The following is an 18133-nucleotide window of genomic DNA, read 5'->3' as shown; positions in this document are numbered from 1 at the left end:
CGGCGTGCTCCAACACAGCGGTGCTGAGCTGTCGGCGCACGAGACCATCACCGCTGAGCAGGAGCGGTGGGGCTCGATCGCCCAACTCGCCGCCGAATACGAAACCATCGCCGCCGCAGCCCAACACGACCGCTGGACCGCCCTCGTCACCACCAGCGGCCTCACTACCGACCAAGCGCAAGCCGTCATCGACTCCGACGCCTTCGGCGCGTTGACTGCGGAACTGCGCCGGGCGGAAGCGAACCACCACAACGTCGACACCCTCCTGCCACGCCTCATCAAGGCTCGCGGGTTCGCCGACGCCGACGACATCGCCTCCGTCATCCACCACCGCCTCGCCAACGCCACCATCCGTCCCGCCGGATCGGGCCGCACCCGCCAGGCCCCGCATCTCATCGCCGGCCTGATTCCCGAAGCCACCGGCCCCATGACCCCCGACATGCAGCAAGCCCTGACCGAGCGCCGCCACCTCATGGAAACTCGAGCAGAAGCAGTCTTGGACGCCGCCGTCCAAACCCACGAACCATGGGTTACGGTACTCGGTCCGATCCCAGCCGATGGGCGGGAACGGCGGCAATGGCGACGCCGCGCCGTGGTCGTGGCCGCTTACCGTGACCGGTACCAGATCAGCGACCCGGCCCCGCTCGGCGCCCAGCCCGAAGGCACGGCGCAGAAGATCGACCGCGCCCGAGCCGAAACAGCACTACGAACGCTGACCCGCCCGACCCTCCGGGACGAGCGTCGGCGCCCCGCCGTCCAAGCGACGCGGCACCTCGACCTGTAACAGCAGGGGACAAAGAAGGGGTCTCGCACCGTCCACAGGGATGCTGCGAGACCCCATGAGCCTGCCGACCGGGCTACAGAGACCGTTCCGGCGGTCCAGCCGCCGGCGACGCGCGCCGTGTGAACTCGGCTGACAGCTCCGGACGCTGGGTGGCGCGGTTGGCGGTGAGTTCTTCGACGTCGGCAGCGGAGGTGACCAAGTGTGCGTGGCCGGTGCGGAGTAGCTCGTGCGGACCATGACTGGTAGCGCTGGTGACCGGCCCCGGCACTGCACCGACTTGGCGTCCGAGTTGGTGGGCTTCGACTGCTACCCGTAGCGCCCCCGATCGTGCGCCGGCTTCCACGACCACCGTCGCGGCTGACATGGCCCCCAGCAGTCGGGAGCGGGCCAGGAATCGGTGCCGCGTCGGCGCCGCTCCGGGAGGAAGCTCGCTGACCAGCGCACCCACATCACCCACCCGGTCCAGCAAGTCACGATTCCCGCTCGGGTAGGGGCGGTCCACACCACCTGCGAGCACCGCGATTGTGTCCCCACCGGCCGCCAACACCGCGCGGTGCACGGCAGCTTCGGCACCATAGGCGCCACCAGCCACCAGAACACGCTCACGGTTCGCGAGGTCACCTGCCAGTTCGCCCGCGACATGCTCCCCATACGCGGAGGCCGCCCGAGAACCCGTGACCGTCACCAAGCCGTTCAGCGGTCGAGCCAGGAACGACGCTGCGCCGCGCACGAACAGAACATACGGGGCACGCTCGCCCAGCTCATCCAGCGCTCGGGGCCAGTGCGCATCACCCGGGATCAGCGTGGCGATCCCGCTCGCCTCAACCATGCGCAGCCGCTGGTCAACCTCATCCAGCCTGCCCGGTGAGGTGAGGCGGTCACGCCACACCTGACCATCGATCCGACCCAGACCAGGCACGGTCGTGTCGGTGTCGAGCAGCCCGAGCGTCTCAACGGCACCCACGCGGCGCATCAGCCCACCGGTGACGGGATCATCAGGCTCCGCCAGCATGGCCAGCACCACTCGGGCACGACGCTCATCAACACCAAGACCAGTAACACCAGACATGACGCACCCTCCTCGAACAGACTCCGCCGAGTAGGTGCGCCAACACAGCCCGCGAGCCTCGCGCGGCTGTCAGGCCGTGGGCACCGGCGAACGTGACAGCAGGCGCCGGTCGCGACGCTCAGTAGTGCGGGCACGCACCAACAGCACCACGCTCACCGGCCCCATGACCAGGAACTTGAACGCGTTCCAGATGCACAGCAGCACCAGCAGGTGGAACCAACCAGGCGCACCGCGGCCGATGAGAATCGTCAGGATGTTCGCGCCCGCGAGATACGGGATGGCCAGCAACATCGCCGGCACGCCCCACTTCAGCCCCCGCCGCGTGCGGAGCCTGTCCAAGACGATGTTGGTCGGCATGTAGCGGTGCAGGAAGTCCCGCGTGTGGATGCTGGCGATCCAGATCAGGCTAAACATGAGCACAGTCCTCTCCTCGTCACCGGCGACAAGGAAACAAGAGGACCACTCCGACCGAAGCCATCAGGTCAACCACCGCATCCAACGGTGGGCCACGCAGGTAGAGGCCGCCTACAGGCAACCATACTGCCTGGCAGTCGCGAGGGAAGTGAACCCGCCGCTGTCGCGCGGGGACCGGGGTGTCCACGGCGGCGAGGCTCTCTCGGTTCCCGGTGCTCGCCGCTAAGATGGAGCAAGGGTAACGGCTAGCGGTTCAAGGAGGCAGAGATGGCGCGTGCTGACCTGCTACTTGACCTCGTCGAAGCGGAGAGACGTGGTGACCGAGACCGATTTCGCGTTCTCGTCGAAGCTGTAATCGCTGAGGAGCGAGCCAACCAGCACCACCTTGTCGCTGACCGCTTGTCCGAGCTGATTACCACTACTGGGCAGAGCGCTCCGCGTGACGACCATGCGGCAGCTATGCGCGACCTGATCCAGGAGATCGTTCCTCAACGCCGCTTGGAAGAGCTAGAGCTTGCACCGGTCCCTCGTCGGGTCGTCGCTGAGTTGATTGAAGAGCAAAAGCGTTCCGAGCTGCTCCGCAGCTACGGAATCGAGCCCCGCAACCGACTCCTGTTGTCTGGTCCGCCGGGTAACGGCAAGACCAGCGTCGCCGAGGCGATCGCCTCAGAACTGATGCTGCCCTTCTACGTCATCCGTTATGAAGGAGTGGTCTCAAGCTTCTTGGGCGAAACCGCTGCACGGCTCGACAATGCCTTCGAGTTCGCACGGACGCGCCGTTGCGTCCTGTTTTTCGACGAACTTGACACCATCGCTAAAGAGCGATCGGACGAGCACGAGACAGGAGAGATCAAGCGCGTGGTCTCGACACTGCTGCTCCAGATCGACCGGCTGCCTCCGCATGTCCTTCTAGTCGGGGCGACAAACCACAGCGAGCTTCTCGACCGGGCAGCATGGCGACGCTTCCAGATCCGCGCCGAACTCGAACCACCCAGCCGTGCTCAAGCGACGCGCTTTCTCGAACGCCTCGCCGCCCGGCTAGGCGGTGATCTCGGATTTGCCCCGCGCACTCTGGCGGACAAACTTGCGGGAGCTAGCTTCTCCGAACTGGAAGAGTTCGCTCTCGACGTGCGTCGCAGAGCAGTCCTCGAACTCCCCGACAGCAACCTCCGGAAGATCGTCCAAGAACGTCTGGAGCACAGACGAGATCAGGCAACGGGATGACGGCCGAGCCTCGGCCCCTCCTGGCATTCGGGGCACCGAAGGTTGCAGGCCGACCAAAACAAAAGGCACGCGATCTGCCACGCTTGTCCAAACCAACCAGCGGCAGGCAGGGCGCACGCCTGACACCGCAATTTGGTGAACTGCGCTCGGCGTTCGATGCCGAGCGCGCACGTCTCTCGCCTGACGCGCGGGATGAGGTGGATCCGGCCTTGGTAGTGGTCTTTGACCTCGCCGGCAGCGTCACGGATTTCCGCAACGCGATCGACAAAGTCGACGGGCTGGAGTTCTTGTCTGAATTGATCGGGGAGCAATCTGACCCTGACGACGATTTCCACATGGTGGAGTCCAAGAGCGGCCGTACGGACAAGCCCGTTCAGCACTCCCTGTACCTGATGCTGTCGAACGCAAAAGCGATTGATCAACTCCTCAGCTTGTTCAAGACTTGGCAAACAGACCCGACAACAAAGTTTGCTCGTGGCCTCGGCAGGTTCAAGACAGCGTTCGAACAGCTCACCTCAATCAGACGCTGGGGGCCAGAGGATCGCATCCGAGAGACCGGCCTTCGCGAACAGTGGCAAGAGACGCTCGACCTCGTCGGCCAATCCGTGAGCACTGTGATGGTTGAAATCGAGCTGTGGTACCGCTCCGATGCTAGACAGCGCGCCACCGCGCAAGCGCACGTCGAGCAAGTCATCGCCGACAGTGGCGGGCGTGTGCTCGATCGCTCTCAGATCGGGGAGATCAGCTACCACGCCCTGCTTGCCGAACTGCCGATTCAACAGGTTCATTCCCTGACCACTGAGGGTGCCGAGTCGATCCAACTACTGGCCACAGACGAAGTCATGTTTGTCAGCCCGTTCACCCCTATGCACGTTGCACCGCCGACCACGGAAACGAGTATTCAGTTCGACCTGGAACCCCGAAGAGGTGCCCCTTCTGAGTTGCCTAGGGTCGCCTTGCTGGATGGGTTGCCGTTCACTAACCATGACGCCCTCGCAGGTCGACTGGTAGTCGATGATCCTGATGGTCTTGGCGAGGACTACCCGCTGGCCTCTCGTTACCACGGCACGGCGATGGCGTCCTTGATCATTCATGGAGACCTTGCCACCCGCAGTGAACCGATCGACCGGCCCCTTTATGTGCGTCCAATCATGCAACCCCACGAGTTCATGTCAGGACACGAACAGACCCTGCCAGACAGGCTGTTCCCTGACCTGCTACACCGCGCGGTCAAGCGAATCGTTGAAGGTGATGCCGGCCACGACCCTGTCGCACCCAGCGTGCGCGTCATCAACCTCTCGATCGGGTCCCAAGCACGAGCGCTCGTGAGAAGGATGAGCCCTGTTGGCCGGCTACTCGACTGGCTAGCTCACTCCTACAACCTGCTGTTCATCGTCAGCGCTGGCAATCACCTCGGCCCAATCACAATTCCCGTTACCGTGGCCAGCGACCCCGAATCCGCTCGATCCGCTGCAATCCGAACCCTCCACGACAGTGCGCTGTTGCGCGGCATCCTCCCTCCAGGAGATGCTCTCAACGCACTCACCATCGGAGCGACCCACACCGACGGACTCGGCGATATCGACGTACCAGACACCGCCTGGGACATTACGCACCCGAACGGACCTGCCCACTACGGCGCGACGGGACCCGGCGTCGATCGATCAGTCAAGCCCGACCTGCATCACACCGGTGGCAGAGCGCTCTACACCCGCCCTGTCATTCCAGCCGATCGCCTAGAAACCGTTGCCGTGGAACTGGCCCAGACCGCAACTACCGGTCCGGGGCTCCAGGTGGCTGCACCTGGGCGAGCAGGCGCAACCAACCACACCGTCTTCAGCGTCGGCACGAGCAACGCAACGGCACTGGTGACGCGCGAGGCCAGCCGACTCTTCGATGTCCTTGAAGCTGGCTCCGACGATTCAGAAGACGCGCCGCTGCCAGATCCTCAATATCATCCCCTACTAGTGAGAGCCCTCCTTGCCCATGCGACAAGCTGGGGCGATTGGGAACCGCAACTGCGCCGCGAACTCAAGCTGAGCAAGCAGGAAGCTCGTCGACACCTGACCGCGCTTCTGGGCTACGGGCGCCTCGACACAGATCGACTCGGCGCTGGGGCCACAAACAGAGCAGTCCTAGTCAGCGGAGGGCTGATAGCCGGCGACCAACGTCACACCTATGAGTTGCCACTCCCGCCTTCGCTTCGTGCACGCGCAGAATGGCATCGCCTCACCATCACCCTGGCGTACATGGCCCCCACTGTCAGTCGGCTCAACCGCTACCGAAGTGCGAAGGTGTACTTCGCCACTCCAGACAAGCAACTCGCAGGCGGAGAACGCATTGATGCGGAGCACAACTCGGTCAGGCGAGGGAGCCTCCAACACGAGATCGTCCAAGGCAGCCGCGCCATGGTGTTCGGCGACGATGACACGTTCCCGATCCACGTTGAATGCATGGACGACGCCCAACACCTTGGTGCTGGTAAGACGGTGCGATACGCACTCGTGGTCTCCATCGAAACAGCAGAGCAGACCTCGACCACGATCCACGACGAAGTACGGGCAAGACTGCGGCAGCAAGCCCGCGATCGCGCGCGCGGCCGGGTACAGAGCTGATATGAACGGCGAAGGACTGCATACTCGGACCCAGCTCCTGTTGGAAACATCAGCGTTGGCCATGATGTCTTGAGCTCTTGCCGAAACCGTGGGGGCTCCATTCAGACACGACCGTGCGTGTCGCGCATCATGACACCGGCGGCGATCAAGTGTTTGCGGACTGTCCCCGCGGTGTAGCCGAACTTGTTGCCCACACGCTCCAGTGAAGCCCCCTGCTCATACATGGACCGCATCAGCCGAATCTCGCTGATCGACGGGGAGTGGTTGCGGAGGACGACACCGCCCTCTCGCAGGAGGCGAGAGAGTCGCTCGTGTCCGAGGCCAACTTGCCGGGCCACAGCCTTCAGGGACCCGCCGGCAACGTAAGCGGCTTCCGCTCGCTGGAGGAGGTCTGCGGACGCTCGCGGCGCCTGCTGCGGTTGGTGCCTCCGGCGGTGCGTCTTGTGCTTTCTCGCGCGGATGGACTGGTGTGCTCGCGACATCTGAATCACCGGCGGGGTAAGTTTCGACAAGCCTCCCGCTAGGTCCACCACCGAGAGGGTCCTGAAAAGGACCCTCTTTTTCGTGTTTCCACGGCAATGTTGCCGTTTACGTTCTCGAAACCGGGCACTCGACATCCTCAATGGTGACCATTCAACAGGCTTCGGCAGAAGGCAGCTGAAGCACACACCAATTTGGAGGACTCACTCATGCGCAGCAGTTCAATTGCGACACTCCTTGGCACTTGCGTTGCCGTCGTGGCAGCACTCACCGGGTGCACTTCATCACAGGGAAACGTCGATATCGGGAGTACCTCAGCGCAGAGTTTGGAGCAGTGGCAACACGATTTCCAGCGATGCATGGGCGAACATGGCATCGAGCTCGGCGAAGGCGGTGCAATCCCCGTGAACGCAGATGGCTCGTTTGGTGGATCTGCAGATGGCACAGACTTTGACGCTGCGATGCAAGCCTGCGAAGAACAGCTTGGGCCGCCGCCGGCTGATGCCGGGACCCAGCTCGATGAGGACACGAAAGCTCAGATCCTTCGATTCACCAAGTGCATGCGTGAAGCCGGGTATGACATGCCAGATCCTGACTTCGAATCCGGCGAGGTGGTCGTCAGCGGAGGTGCAGACGCAGACCCGCAGGATGTGGAACGCTGCTCCATGGAAGTGGGCCTCGCCGCGCAGCCGGAGGGAGCCCAGTAATGCTGCGACGGAGAACGAAACTCGCGGCCATCGCTTGCGTTGGCATTGTCGCGGTGGGCGGTGTTGCAGCACTCGTCACTCTGGGCCCGAATACACCAGAGGCTGCCTCGATGCCCGCTGTTGCGACCGCAACTGCTGAGCGCAGTGACCTCGTTGACCACGTTGAGCTCAACGGGACGCTTAACTATGGCGCGGTAAGCCAGGTGGGGACTTCGCTGCAGGGGACGGTTACCTCACTCGCTGAGGCGGGTGCGACCATCAAGACAGGTGATGAGCTCATGCGCGTCAACGATGAGCCGGTCACGGCGCTCCGTGGTGCCCTCCCAGCATGGCGTGACTTCGAGCCAGGGATGAGCGATGGGCGGGACATCCAGCAGCTCGAGGAGAGCCTTGCCTCACTCGACTACTTCTGGTCGACGCCAGATGAGCATTTTGATTGGAACACCGCGACCGCAATTGCCTCGTGGCAGCGGGACCTGGGTATGCCCTGGCGCACCACGCTTGAACGGGGAAGAATTGCGTTTCTTTCCGGTGATGCACGTGTGCATCAGCGTCTTGTTTCAACGGGGGAACCGGCAGCCGAAGCCAGCCTTGAAATAACCGGCACTGAGCTTCACGCGACAGCGGAATTGGATGCTAAAGAGCAGCAACTCTTGCGGGTCGGGGAGAACGTCGACGTGAAACTTCCGAACGGCACGAGCCAAGCTGGCATTGTGGAGACCGTCGGCACAGCGGTCGAGCGAGAAGACAGCTCGGGGAAGAAGACAACGAAGATTCCCGTGCAGCTTGGGTTGAAAGATTCTGCCCAGGCGGCCGATTTCGCCAATGTCACTGTGCGCGTATCAGTCAATCGAACGGTTGCCGAGCAGGTGCTCAACGTGCCAATCAAGGCACTCCTTGCACAACCCGGCGGATCCTTCGCCGTTGACGTGCTTCGGGACGACACTGTCCAACGGGTGCCCGTTGAAGTCGGGAAATTCGCTGATGGTCGAGTGGAGATCACCGCTGGAGAGTTGGCCGAAGGGGACGTTGTGGCGGTGGCCGAGTGATGAATACAACTCCTCTCCTTCGCGTTTCGAATGTGTCGCGGTGTTACGGATCTCCGCCCACGACGGCCCTCACGGAAGTGAGTTTTGACGTCGATCCGGGCGAGCGGGTCGCGATTATCGGACCGAGCGGTTCAGGGAAATCAACGCTGCTGAATCTCATTGGCACACTCGACCGGCCTTCCACTGGGGAGATTCTCCTGTCGGGGCAGGCGACTTCAACTGCGAGCGATGAGTGCCTCGCCTCTCTGCGCGCGTACTTCATTGGATTCGTCTTCCAGCAATACCACCTCGATGAGTCTCAGACCGCGTTGGATAACGTTGCAGCTGGTCTCCTTTACCAGGGGATTCCGCTGCCAACGCGGCGGGAGCGAGCGAGGGCTGCCCTTGAACGGGTCGGGCTTGCCGACCGCGCCAGCCACTTGCCCAAGGAACTCTCTGGTGGACAGCGGCAGCGGGTGGCGATTGCTCGTGCCGTGGTTGGCGAGCCACCGCTGCTGCTCGCTGATGAACCAACTGGCGCTTTGGACTCCCGTTCTGGGGAGCGCGTGATGGACATTCTGGAGCAACTCAATGAAAGCGGTACCACGGTCGTGGTCATTACACACGATCGCGAGATCGCCGCACGCTTTCCTCGACAGATCACGCTTCGCGACGGTGTGATCAAATCCGACTCACGACAGCTCGCAGAGTTTGGTGCGGTGCGATGAGGAATGTGAAAACCATGCAAGTCTCGAAGCTGCGCAATATCGATGTCCTCAAACTTGGATGGCATGGGCTTCGGGCGCACCCGGCTCGCGCCACATTGTCAGCGCTCGGGGTCGCGATTGGCATCGCCGCGATGGTCGCCGTTATTGGGCTGTCGATGTCGAGTCAGGCTAGTGTGCAGCAACAACTGGCCGCACTCGGAACCAACTTGCTGACGGTGACACCCGGAGAGTCGTTCACGAACGATGAGGCTAAGCTTCCTGAGGACGCCGCAGCCCGCGTTGGCAGAATCGATGGTGTCGAGCAGGTGAGCTGGATTGCTGATCTCCAAGGCGTTCATGCGTACCGAAACGGCTTCATCAGTGAGGGGGAAACGAACGGGTTGACCGTTCGCGCAGCTGACCAGCGCCTGCTCGAGGCAACGTCGACAACAGTGCGTCAAGGCAGCTGGTTGGATTCGGCGACGCAACGCTATCCCACCGCCGTCCTCGGAGCGACGGCCGCGCAACGGCTCGGGATGACACAGAGCGGCGCGCAGCTCAACATCGGTGGTGTACAACACTCCGTTATCGGGATCCTGGCTCCATCTGCGCTTGCCCCCGAACTCAACACGTCAGTGCTTGTCGGGGATACGAATGCGCGAGAGCAATTCGGGTTTTCGGGAGCGCCCACAACACTGTTCGAACGATCACATGACGATGTTGTGGATGAGGTTCGCACGCTCTTGCCGTCAACTCTGAACCCGCAACGCCCCAATGAGGTGAGCGTGAGCCGGCCGTCAGATGGCCTGGCAGCACAGCACGCTATTGACACCGTCTTTACTGGGCTCCTCGTGGGGGTCGGCTCGATTGCACTGCTCGTGGGAGGCATCGGGGTCGCCAACATTATGGTCATTACCGTGATGGAGCGACGTCGCGATATTGGTTTGCGACGTGCGCTCGGAGCCACCCGTGCGCATATTCGACGCCAGTTCCTCGTTGAAGCAGTTCTTCTTGCAGCCTACGGCGGTGTCGCGGGTGCAGCGCTTGGTGCGGGCTGCACCGTGGTCGTCGCCTGGATCAACGGCTGGATCCCGACGATGCCACTGTGGGTACCCGCTGTCGGTATTCTTGTGACGATCGTTGTTGGCGCGATCGCCGGGGTTTTGCCTGCGCTCAAGGCCGCGGCGATGTCACCGACAGCAGCTCTCGCCGCGTGATGCGCATGAGCATCTCGCAAGCGACGGTCGAGAGCGGAGGTAGCGCGTGCGTGTATTGATTGTGGAGGACGAGACATTCCTCGCAGACGCGATCCGTGAGGGTCTTGCCCTTCACTCCTTGCCAGCTGACGTGGTTGCCGACGGTGAAGCTGCACTCGCCGCCGTTGAGTTCACGGAGTACGACGTCATCCTGTTGGATCGCGATATCCCCGGAATCCATGGCGATGAGGTGTGTCGTCAACTGAATCTCTCACCACGCCGCCCCGCCATCCTGATGGTCACGGCAGCGAGAAGTGTGCGGGAAAAGGTCGACGGACTGTCACTTGGCGCAGACGACTATCTGGCGAAACCATTTGACCTTGCCGAGCTCATTGCTCGGGTGCGGGCGCTCGGACGGCGTCGGTTCACTTCGGTGCCGACGACGTTCGCCGTCGCCGACGTCACGCTTGATCCATTTCGTCACGAAGTCACTCGCGGGGGACGCGCCGTGCATCTCACTCCAAAACAGTTTGCCGTGCTGGAGGCGTTGATGCGTGAACCTGGACGTGTGGTCAGTGCCGAACAACTGCTGGCTGAAGCGTGGGACGAGAATGCCAATCCATTCACCCAATCGGTCAAGGTAACGATCAGCGCCCTCCGTCGTAAACTCGGTGAACCGTGGATCATTCACACGATTCCTGGAGTCGGGTACACCGTGGAGGATAGGTCAAGCCATGCGTGACGACGAGCAGGTACTGTCCCGAACGACTACCTATCGTTTCAGTGCACGCACCCGCCTGGCCTGCTCATATGCGCTCATGGTCGTGGGCTGTGGGGCGATCCTGTTGACGGTGCTCGTGTTGTATCTCGGATATGGCCCTGAATACGCCTTCGGTCCCGCGGCCGGCAATAACGGCTCGGACTCACTGGTGATTGTGCCCGATGACGGAGGGGCCGACGGTGCGGTCCTGTCCGTCGAGGTGCAAAGTCGCGACGATCTCATCCGGCTACTGGTGGGCGTATCAGCTGTTGTCTTGGTCGTTCTCGCGGGTGCAAGCTCGCTCTTGGCATGGTGGGTGGCGGGTCGGATGCTGCGCCCGCTGTCCGAGATCAACCGGGCAGCGCGGCTGGCGGCGGACGGCCGCCTCGACCACCGGATTGGGCTGTCCGGTCCACGTGATGAAATCGTCGAACTAGCGCAGACGTTCGACATGATGTTGGCAAGTATGGAGCGCTTCACGAACGCGCAGCGACGCTTTGCAGCGAACGCCTCGCATGAGCTTCGTACGCCGCTTGCCGCAAACAAGACGATGCTGGAGGTCGCGCTCGCGCGAGGCGAGAGCGAACATCGCGAGATGTTCAAGAGACTTGCCGCGCTCAATGAACGCAGCATCCAGACCGTTGAAGCGCTCCTGGACCTGGCTGATGCGGAAAGCGGGCACCGCCAACCTGCTGACGTTGATCTCGCCGAGCTATTCGAGGATGCCCTCGCACTACATGAGCACGAGGCAGCCGCCCGCATGCTCACCATGACAAGCAAGCTTGAGCCCTCGTTGACCGTGGGCGATGAGCGTTTGTTCTCCCAGCTGGCAGGCAATCTCGTGCAGAACGCGATCAGGCACAACCGCGAGGGTGGCTCGCTCGAGGTGCGCACGGAGTCGATTGTGTCGGCCGACGGGGTCTTGTTCGCTCGTGCCGTTGTCGAGAACTCGGGGCAGGTCATCGACCCCGCGGACGTGGGCAGCTTGATCGAGCCGTTTGCCACCGGGAGTGAGCGAACGCGAGGTGACAGCCGCGGCCTTGGACTTGCCATCGTCTCAGCCATCGTGAACCGGGCCGAGGGCACACTTGAGCTCACCGCGAGACCCGAAGGTGGCCTTCGGGTTGTCGTCACGCTGCCTGCAGGTGCGTCGACGTAGACGGGGGCAGCCGGATCAGCCTTCGCCAGCCCGGCACTGGCGAGCATCGTTGAGTGAACGCTGTTCATCTGTCGTTTGTGGGGTGCCCCGAGCGTCAAGCGTCCCTCGTTACCCTCCTCGATCAGAAGGACCACCGTGTCTCGATCGTTCCGAGTCGCAGTAGCTCTTGCGATGACGGCCGCGTTCTGTGCGCCGTTGGCTGGCGCGCTTGCGCCGGCCCCAGCCGTAGCAGCAGCGGATCCCCGCATCGTCGTCACCGAGATCAGCACAAACCCAACCGGCGCAGACAACTTTGAATTTTTCGAAATTGCCAACGCCAGCACAGCGCCCGTCGATCTTGGTGCCGAGGGCTATGCCTTCGCGTACAGCTACGTCGACGGCGTCGACCAGACCAAGGATGCTCCGCTCGAAGGGATGAAGTTGACCGCCACATCACCGGACAGAGTGCCGAGGAGTTCACGCTCGAGGGTCTCGTCAACACGAGCCGCTATGCAGTGAACGGTACCGTCACGATGCTCGTCCAGCACTCGGAGGGCTTTGCCGGTGCGCCTCGATCGACGCGTGACAGTGTCGTGCCGCAGGCCCACGCCGAGGATGTACCGCGCAGCGAATACGACTTCACCCTCGCGTGGGAGTCGGATACGCAGTACTACAACGCGCAGTACATGCAGCACCAGAAGTCGATCCACGACTATGTGCTCGCCGAACGCGACAACAAGAACATTCAGTATCTCTTCCACATGGGCGACATCGTGGACGCCTACGACCAGATGTACCAGTGGGAGAACGCTGACCCCCAGTACGCTCGTCTTGACCAAGCCGGACTTCCGTACGGTGTGCTGGCCGGCAACCACGATGTGGGGCACCTCGCCGTTGATTACACGAACTACGGCAACTACTTCGGCGAAGCCCGTGTTGCCGGGAACCCCTGGTATGCCGCCAGCTACGAAAACAGCCGCGGCCACGTCGACCTGTTCTCGACCGGAGGCATTGACTTCATGGTCCTGTCGATGGGTTGGGACCCGGGCGACAAGGAAATCGCGTGGATGAATGAGCAGCTCAAGCGTCGCTCTGACCGAGTTGCCATCATCAACCTGCACGAGTTCATGCTCACGACCGGTGGCCTTGGCCCCATTCCGCAGCGCATTCTCGATGAGGTAGCAGCGCCAAACCCGAACGTGCGCATGATCATGTCCGGGCACTACCACGACGCGTTCCAGCGAACCGACTCCTTCGACGACAGCGGCGACGGCGTGAACGACCGTACCGTGACATCGATGCTGTTTGACTACCAGGGCCTTGCCGAGGGTGATCTCGGCTACCTCCGACTCATGCACTTCGACAATGCGTCGCAGCTCATGAGGGTACGGACGTATTCGCCCTCGCTGCAGGACTACAACTCCGACGAAGCTTCCCTCATGGAGCCAGCGGATGACCCGTTGAAGTACCAGTCCTTCGACATCAGCTACGAACAGCTCGGCATCATGCCCGAGGGACGGTCGCTCTCCACCGACAGCTTCACGGCCGAGGTGCTCACGGATCAGATCATCGCGACGAAGGAGAACATCGCGACACCCGCGTGCGTGAGTGCCGACTGGCAGGTCACCGAGGCCGGCCAGTACAGCTGGTACGTGATCACCCGGGACACCCACGGCGGTGTTGATCGCTCGGTGGTGCACCGTTTCATTGCCGTGAACGAGGGCACCGTGACGCCTGCGCCGACTCCGGCGCCAACCCCGGCACCGAGCCCGACGTCGCCCGCCGTGACTCCCGGTACGGAGGCTCCGACGGCAACCGCACCGACGCATGGTGGCGCAGCATCCGGCGCAACGGAGACCCCTGCTGTAGATGCTGCCTCAAACGGCGTACTGAGCTCGACCGGTGTCGAGGCGCAACCGTGGATGGCGTGGGTCGGTCTCGCGATCATCCTCCTGGGCGGTGCAGGAATGATCATCAAGCGTCAGCGAAAGTAGCTGCCAGGGGTGAGGTCACCGCACCAAACGCTGCGTGGCATCACCCCTCGTTGAGGATGAGCGAAGGGGCGCTGCCGCAGACTGTGGCATCGCCCCCTCGCTGTGATAGTTGTCGCGCTTAGCGGTTGTCGTAGGCGTCGACGATGTTCTGTGCAATGCGGCCACGGTCGCTCACGGTGTAGCCGTTGGCGCGAGCCCAGTCGCGGATTTCCTGCAGGTCTTCGCGCTTGCTGCTCTGAGCACGAGTCGAAGCGGCGGCGCCACGGCGGCCGCGAGCCTGGACCGGGCGGCCAGCGTCGATGTACTCGCCGAGCATGGCGCGGAAACGGGTCGCATTTGCCTTGGAAAGGTCGATTTCGTAGGTCTTTCCGTCAAGACCAAACTGAATCGTCTCGCCCGAGCCTTCGCGAAGCTCGGTGCCGTCCAGGTCATCCACGAGCTGGATGAGAACCTTCTGTGCCATGGTGTCCTACTTTCATTCAGGTGTTCTCGGAGAAGCCGGATTGCGGGGCGACTTCGTTTCACCGATCGTCGTGCTAACCCAAGAGTAATCCGTTTTTGCGATAAAAGAAACAACGCATGGAGTGTTGAGTTGCTTTCAATACAGACAATCATCTGCGAGTCGAAGGTAATTGTTGATGAAATCAATCTGTTCGTGCGTGCCGTCCTCGCGTAGGCTGAGAGGTCCAAGCGCCCTCGTAGCGGCGCCTACTCTCGAGGAGCAGCATGAGCATCATTGATGAGGTCATCTCGCGAAATCAGGAGTATGCCGAGGGCTATCCCGGACCGCTGCCGCTGCGACCGGCTGAGAAGCTCGCGGTGATTGCGTGCATGGACTCACGTCTCGATGTGTTTGCCATGCTCGGTCTTGAACTTGGTGACGCCCACATCATGCGGAATGCCGGTGGTGTCATCACCGACGACATGATTCGTTCACTCACGATCAGCCAGCGAATGATGGGCACTCAGGAGGTCATTCTTGTGCACCACACCAACTGTGGCCTGTCGACATTTAGCGAGGATGAGTTTGACGAACTTCTGCTTCGTGAGACGGGTCGTCGCGCTCACTGGAAAGCCGAATCGTTCAAGCACGCTGAAGACTCTGTTCGTGAGTCGATCCGGCGAATTCTGCAGAGCCCATTCGTTGCAGAGAAGGAATCGGTACGTGGATTCGTTGCGGATGTCGAGACGGGGTTGCTCACCGAAGTCACGCTTGACGACTAACTGAGTCGATGCTTCACTCCAGAGAAGAACGCTCCGTTCTTGCCGCACGATGCCTTGACAGCCACATTGGTCCGTTGCTCATTGTCGTCACGGACGTTGGCGTCGCACACATCGCCTTTCAAGAAGCAGCGACTGACTCGCCGGTCGAGCAGCTCGTGAGAACTTTTGGGGCGCTCGGTCAGGATGCGCTTGCCGAGTCGAGCCAGCTGCTCGACGACACCGTTGGCGAAATCGTCGCCTGGCTCAACGGCGAACTCACCTCGTTCACCGTGCCCATCGACTGGTGCCTCACCTCCGAGAACTACCGCGGCAAGGTGCAGCGTGCACTATGCACCATTCCTCGCGGTGAGGCCTGGAGCTATGGAGAACTCGCCGAAGCGACCGGCCGCCCGCGGGCAGCTCGCGCAGTCGGATCGGCGTGCGCCACGAATCCCTTGCCGCTCATCGTGCCGTGTCACCGCGTCATCCGCTCTGACGGCACGATTGGTCCGTACGGTGTGCAGCTTGGACTTGCTCGGGGGAGTGAGATCAAGCGGCAGCTGCTCGCGATGGAAGGCGTGGAATTCGGTTGGTCGCCAGCATCCGGGCTGCGGGCACGAGAGGTGAACCGCTTGTGAGCGGGCCCGTGAACCTCGCCCCAGGCTTCGAACGAGGCCCGGACGGTGTTGCGCGGCCAGCATGGGCGACCGCGAACGAACTCATGCGGGACTACTACGACAGTGAGTGGGGCTTCCCCGTGCGCGATGAGCGCGGCCTTTTTGAGCGGTTGAGCTTGGAAGCGTTTCAGTCGGGCCTGGCGTGGTCGACGATCCTCGTGAAGCGACCTGCCTTTCGCCGAGCATTCGCGAACTTTGACGTCGAAATGCTTGCCGAGTGGGGCGAACACGACATCGAGCAATTGCTCCTCGATGCGTCGATCGTGCGGAACCGGCGCAAGATTGAGGCCACGCTGAACAATGCTCAGGCATGCTTGAAGCTGCGCGAGCATGGTGGACTGGCGAAGCTCGTGTGGACGTACGCCTCGACGCAGCCGTTGACGGTACGGAGTCATCCTGAGGCTCCGAGCGAGACGGACGCGTCGAGGGAGCTCGCTCGTGAACTCAAGCGGCACAGCTTTCGTCACGTCGGACCGGTCACAATACAGGCGCTCATGGACGCGACAGGGGTCGCTGGCATTCGAGACGGCGTGAGCTGAGCGGGTGGGAGCTGGCACAGCGAGAGCAAGAAGAGGTGAGGAGACAGGATGAGCGCACGCAGGCCGTTCCCGACGGACGTCATCAGAGACGTTGCCTATTCGACGCGCTGGCATGTGCGCTCGTGGCTTCGCCCGGCCAAGGTCGATCGCTATGAGGGCGGCGATGAACGCTTCCCGACCATCGTGCCGATTGCTGGCATTTTTGAACGCTGGGACTTCTTGATACCGGTGCTCGACCGCTTGCACGAGGTCGGCTACCCGATTTGCCCGCTGCCGGAGCTGAAACGAAATGCTGGCGCTGTGCGTGCGCTCGCAGCGATGGTGCTCGACGAGATCGAGCGTCGAGGACTCGATGAAGTCATCCTTCTCGGGCATTCGAAGGGTGGCCTCGTCGCGAAGGCTGTCCTTGTGCTTGCAGCAAAACGTGCACGGGCGGGCACGAGCCGCACGACCGTGCACGGGGCGATCGCGATTGCGGCGCCGTTCGCTGGGACGCGTCTCGTGGACGCGTTTGCGGATGATCCTGAACTTGGCATGTTCTGCCGCACGAGCGAAACGACGCGCACTCTCGATGCGTACGACGATGTGGACCGACGCATCATCGCGATCGTGCCGGAGGCGGACGAGATCGTGTCGGAGCCTGGGCTCATCGAGTTTGGTCGCAATGTGATCGTGCCGCTTGGCGGTCACGGACGCGTGCTCGGGGACTGGCGCACGAAACGGGCGGCGCTCCGAGCGGCCTGGATCTTGGGCGTCGAAGGCGGAAACCAGTGCGTGCCGGAGCCGCCGAAGCTGTGTGCGCCGCGGGCAGCGGATCATCCGCTCGATCGCGAACGTGGCGTGGTGTGGCGACGCCGCCGTGTCTTCGACATGCGCGACTGGCCGCTGCGCACGATCGACTATCTCTGGGCTCTGCGCGCGCAGTTCGCGAGTTTGTTCCTGTCGAAGCGCACGGTTCGGCGTTGGGAGCATGGCCGAGCAGACGGGGCAACGATCGTGTTGGTTCCCGGTGTGTTCGAGCGGGCGGGATTCCTGCGCTCGCTCGCGGAGCAGCTGCGCATGAACGGTCACAGCGTGTACCTCGTGAACTCGCTCGGGTGGAATCGGGCAAGTCTTGGCGAATCGGCGCGACGACTCGAACGTGAGCTTGAGCTTCGCGGCCTGGATGACGTGATTGTCATCGCCCACTCGAAGGGCGGTTTGATCGCGAAGGCCGCGATGCTGCGTCCCCGGGGTGATCGGATCCGTCACCTCATCGCGATCGCGACACCGTTTGCGGGGTCGAAGTACGCTCAGCTGTTCGCCGATCCTGCGCTGAGAGTGTTCTCGCCCGAGCATCCTGAACTGCGTGGTCTCGCGCGCGAACGAGGCGTGAACGAGCGCATCACGACGGTGCAGCCGGAATTTGACCCGCACATTCCAACGGATGTGGAAGCGTTTGCGCTCGGCACGCTGCCCGGCGCACACGAGCGGATCGTGTTGCCGCTGGCCGGCCACTTCCGGTTGCTTGATGATCCGCGCCTCCTGGAGATCGTGACCCGCGTCATTCGAGCCCAGTGGCCCGGGGCCTCGCGCTAGTGCCCGCACGGGCGAGTGAC

The 18133-nt window shown here is 62.5% G+C and carries 17 protein-coding genes and 1 pseudogene; 15 read left to right on the top strand and 3 right to left on the bottom strand.

What is annotated here, in order from left to right; genetic code table 11:
- A pseudogene (locus ZAL01S_RS06795) lies at nt 1-784 on the top strand (MobF family relaxase); the annotation flags it as partial.
- A 73-nt stretch (nt 785-857) separates the two neighbouring features.
- Here the strand turns inward: ZAL01S_RS06795 and ZAL01S_RS06790 are convergent.
- Nucleotides 858-1853: a DNA-processing protein DprA gene (locus ZAL01S_RS06790; protein WP_066081598.1), complete on the bottom strand. Its 996-nt coding sequence runs from the start codon at nt 1851-1853 to the stop codon at nt 858-860.
- A gap of 69 nt (nt 1854-1922) precedes the next feature.
- On the bottom strand, nt 1923-2267 hold the full coding sequence (locus ZAL01S_RS06785) for a sulfate permease (RefSeq protein WP_066081622.1): 345 nt from the start codon (nt 2265-2267) through the stop codon (nt 1923-1925).
- Nucleotides 2268-2534: 267 nt separating this feature from the next.
- Here ZAL01S_RS06785 and ZAL01S_RS06780 point away from each other — a divergent pair, with 267 nt between their 5' ends.
- The 10 genes from ZAL01S_RS06780 to ZAL01S_RS06730 all read left to right on the top strand — a co-directional run bounded on the left by ZAL01S_RS06780 (nt 2535) and on the right by ZAL01S_RS06730 (nt 14116).
- A complete protein-coding gene (locus tag ZAL01S_RS06780; protein ID WP_047691388.1) occupies nt 2535-3491 on the top strand; it encodes an AAA family ATPase in 957 nt (318 codons plus the stop codon).
- Complete coding sequence (locus ZAL01S_RS10110) at nt 3488-6106, top strand: S8 family peptidase (RefSeq protein ID WP_066081596.1); 2619 nt, start codon at nt 3488-3490, stop codon at nt 6104-6106. The genes ZAL01S_RS06780 and ZAL01S_RS10110 overlap by 4 nt, the downstream gene beginning before the upstream one ends.
- A gap of 737 nt (nt 6107-6843) precedes the next feature.
- Complete coding sequence (locus tag ZAL01S_RS06765; protein ID WP_159421622.1) at nt 6844-7293, top strand: hypothetical protein; 450 nt, start codon at nt 6844-6846, stop codon at nt 7291-7293.
- A 278-nt stretch (nt 7294-7571) separates the two neighbouring features.
- The gene (locus tag ZAL01S_RS06760) at nt 7572-8342 is read left to right on the top strand and encodes a peptidoglycan-binding protein (RefSeq protein ID WP_159421621.1); all 771 of its coding nucleotides are present in this window, start codon (nt 7572-7574) and stop codon (nt 8340-8342) included.
- A 77-nt stretch (nt 8343-8419) separates the two neighbouring features.
- Complete coding sequence (locus ZAL01S_RS06755; protein WP_306301594.1) at nt 8420-9049, top strand: ABC transporter ATP-binding protein; 630 nt, start codon at nt 8420-8422, stop codon at nt 9047-9049.
- Between the two features lie 14 nt (nt 9050-9063).
- On the top strand, nt 9064-10245 hold the full coding sequence (locus tag ZAL01S_RS06750; RefSeq protein ID WP_083523148.1) for an ABC transporter permease: 1182 nt from the start codon (nt 9064-9066) through the stop codon (nt 10243-10245).
- Nucleotides 10246-10291: 46 nt separating this feature from the next.
- Nucleotides 10292-10966: a response regulator transcription factor gene (locus ZAL01S_RS06745; protein ID WP_066081585.1), complete on the top strand. Its 675-nt coding sequence runs from the start codon at nt 10292-10294 to the stop codon at nt 10964-10966.
- Nucleotides 10959-12143, top strand: a complete 1185-nt coding sequence (locus ZAL01S_RS06740) for a sensor histidine kinase (protein ID WP_066081583.1) — start codon at nt 10959-10961, stop codon at nt 12141-12143. Before ZAL01S_RS06745 ends, ZAL01S_RS06740 begins: the two co-directional genes overlap by 8 nt.
- A 171-nt stretch (nt 12144-12314) precedes the next feature.
- Entirely contained in the window at nt 12315-12641 is a 327-nt protein-coding gene (locus ZAL01S_RS10510) for a hypothetical protein (RefSeq protein WP_066081582.1), read from the top strand.
- The gene (locus ZAL01S_RS06730; RefSeq protein WP_066081580.1) at nt 12638-14116 is read left to right on the top strand and encodes a metallophosphoesterase; all 1479 of its coding nucleotides are present in this window, start codon (nt 12638-12640) and stop codon (nt 14114-14116) included. The genes ZAL01S_RS10510 and ZAL01S_RS06730 overlap by 4 nt, the downstream gene beginning before the upstream one ends.
- A gap of 118 nt (nt 14117-14234) precedes the next feature.
- On the opposite strand, the gene ZAL01S_RS06725 is transcribed toward ZAL01S_RS06730, so the two are convergent.
- On the bottom strand, nt 14235-14579 hold the full coding sequence (locus ZAL01S_RS06725) for a histone-like nucleoid-structuring protein Lsr2 (RefSeq protein WP_066081578.1): 345 nt from the start codon (nt 14577-14579) through the stop codon (nt 14235-14237).
- A gap of 263 nt (nt 14580-14842) precedes the next feature.
- Between ZAL01S_RS06725 and ZAL01S_RS06720 the strand changes: the two genes are divergently transcribed.
- Genes ZAL01S_RS06720 through ZAL01S_RS06705 form a run of 4 tightly spaced genes read left to right on the top strand, consistent with a single transcriptional unit; the run spans nt 14843 to nt 18113 of the window.
- A complete protein-coding gene (locus ZAL01S_RS06720; protein ID WP_066081575.1) occupies nt 14843-15340 on the top strand; it encodes a beta-class carbonic anhydrase in 498 nt (165 codons plus the stop codon).
- Between the two features lie 8 nt (nt 15341-15348).
- A complete protein-coding gene (locus tag ZAL01S_RS06715) occupies nt 15349-15957 on the top strand; it encodes a methylated-DNA--[protein]-cysteine S-methyltransferase (protein WP_083523147.1) in 609 nt (202 codons plus the stop codon).
- Nucleotides 15954-16535 (top strand): DNA-3-methyladenine glycosylase I, encoded by a 582-nt coding sequence (locus ZAL01S_RS06710; RefSeq protein WP_066081570.1) that lies wholly within the window; start codon nt 15954-15956, stop codon nt 16533-16535. The genes ZAL01S_RS06715 and ZAL01S_RS06710 overlap by 4 nt, the downstream gene beginning before the upstream one ends.
- A gap of 48 nt (nt 16536-16583) precedes the next feature.
- The gene (locus ZAL01S_RS06705) at nt 16584-18113 is read left to right on the top strand and encodes a serine aminopeptidase domain-containing protein (RefSeq protein WP_066081569.1); all 1530 of its coding nucleotides are present in this window, start codon (nt 16584-16586) and stop codon (nt 18111-18113) included.
- Nucleotides 18114-18133 lie beyond the last annotated feature (20 nt).

Source organism: [Zimmermannella] alba NBRC 15616 (assembly GCF_001570905.1).
Lineage (GTDB): Bacteria > Actinomycetota > Actinomycetes > Actinomycetales > Microbacteriaceae > Pseudoclavibacter > Pseudoclavibacter albus.
Note: the sequence above shows the minus strand (reverse complement) of the source record. Positions and strands in the feature narration are given on the sequence as shown.

Bases quoted from the DNA above. Each gene is read 5' to 3' on its own strand.
- ZAL01S_RS06705 (WP_066081569.1), top strand. From the start codon at position 16,584: ATGAGCGCACGCAGGCCGTTCCCGACGGACGTCATCAGAGACGTTGCC.
- ZAL01S_RS06715 (WP_083523147.1), top strand. From the start codon at position 15,349: ATGCTTCACTCCAGAGAAGAACGCTCCGTTCTTGCCGCACGATGCCTT.
- ZAL01S_RS06780 (WP_047691388.1), top strand. From the start codon at position 2,535: ATGGCGCGTGCTGACCTGCTACTTGACCTCGTCGAAGCGGAGAGACGT.
- ZAL01S_RS06790 (WP_066081598.1), bottom strand. From the start codon at position 1,853: ATGTCTGGTGTTACTGGTCTTGGTGTTGATGAGCGTCGTGCCCGAGTG.
- ZAL01S_RS06750 (WP_083523148.1), top strand. From the start codon at position 9,064: ATGCAAGTCTCGAAGCTGCGCAATATCGATGTCCTCAAACTTGGATGG.
- ZAL01S_RS06725 (WP_066081578.1), bottom strand. From the start codon at position 14,579: ATGGCACAGAAGGTTCTCATCCAGCTCGTGGATGACCTGGACGGCACC.
- ZAL01S_RS06740 (WP_066081583.1), top strand. From the start codon at position 10,959: ATGCGTGACGACGAGCAGGTACTGTCCCGAACGACTACCTATCGTTTC.
- ZAL01S_RS06760 (WP_159421621.1), top strand. From the start codon at position 7,572: ATGCGCGTCAACGATGAGCCGGTCACGGCGCTCCGTGGTGCCCTCCCA.
- ZAL01S_RS10110 (WP_066081596.1), top strand. From the start codon at position 3,488: ATGACGGCCGAGCCTCGGCCCCTCCTGGCATTCGGGGCACCGAAGGTT.
- ZAL01S_RS10510 (WP_066081582.1), top strand. From the start codon at position 12,315: ATGACGGCCGCGTTCTGTGCGCCGTTGGCTGGCGCGCTTGCGCCGGCC.
- ZAL01S_RS06785 (WP_066081622.1), bottom strand. From the start codon at position 2,267: ATGTTTAGCCTGATCTGGATCGCCAGCATCCACACGCGGGACTTCCTG.
- ZAL01S_RS06720 (WP_066081575.1), top strand. From the start codon at position 14,843: ATGAGCATCATTGATGAGGTCATCTCGCGAAATCAGGAGTATGCCGAG.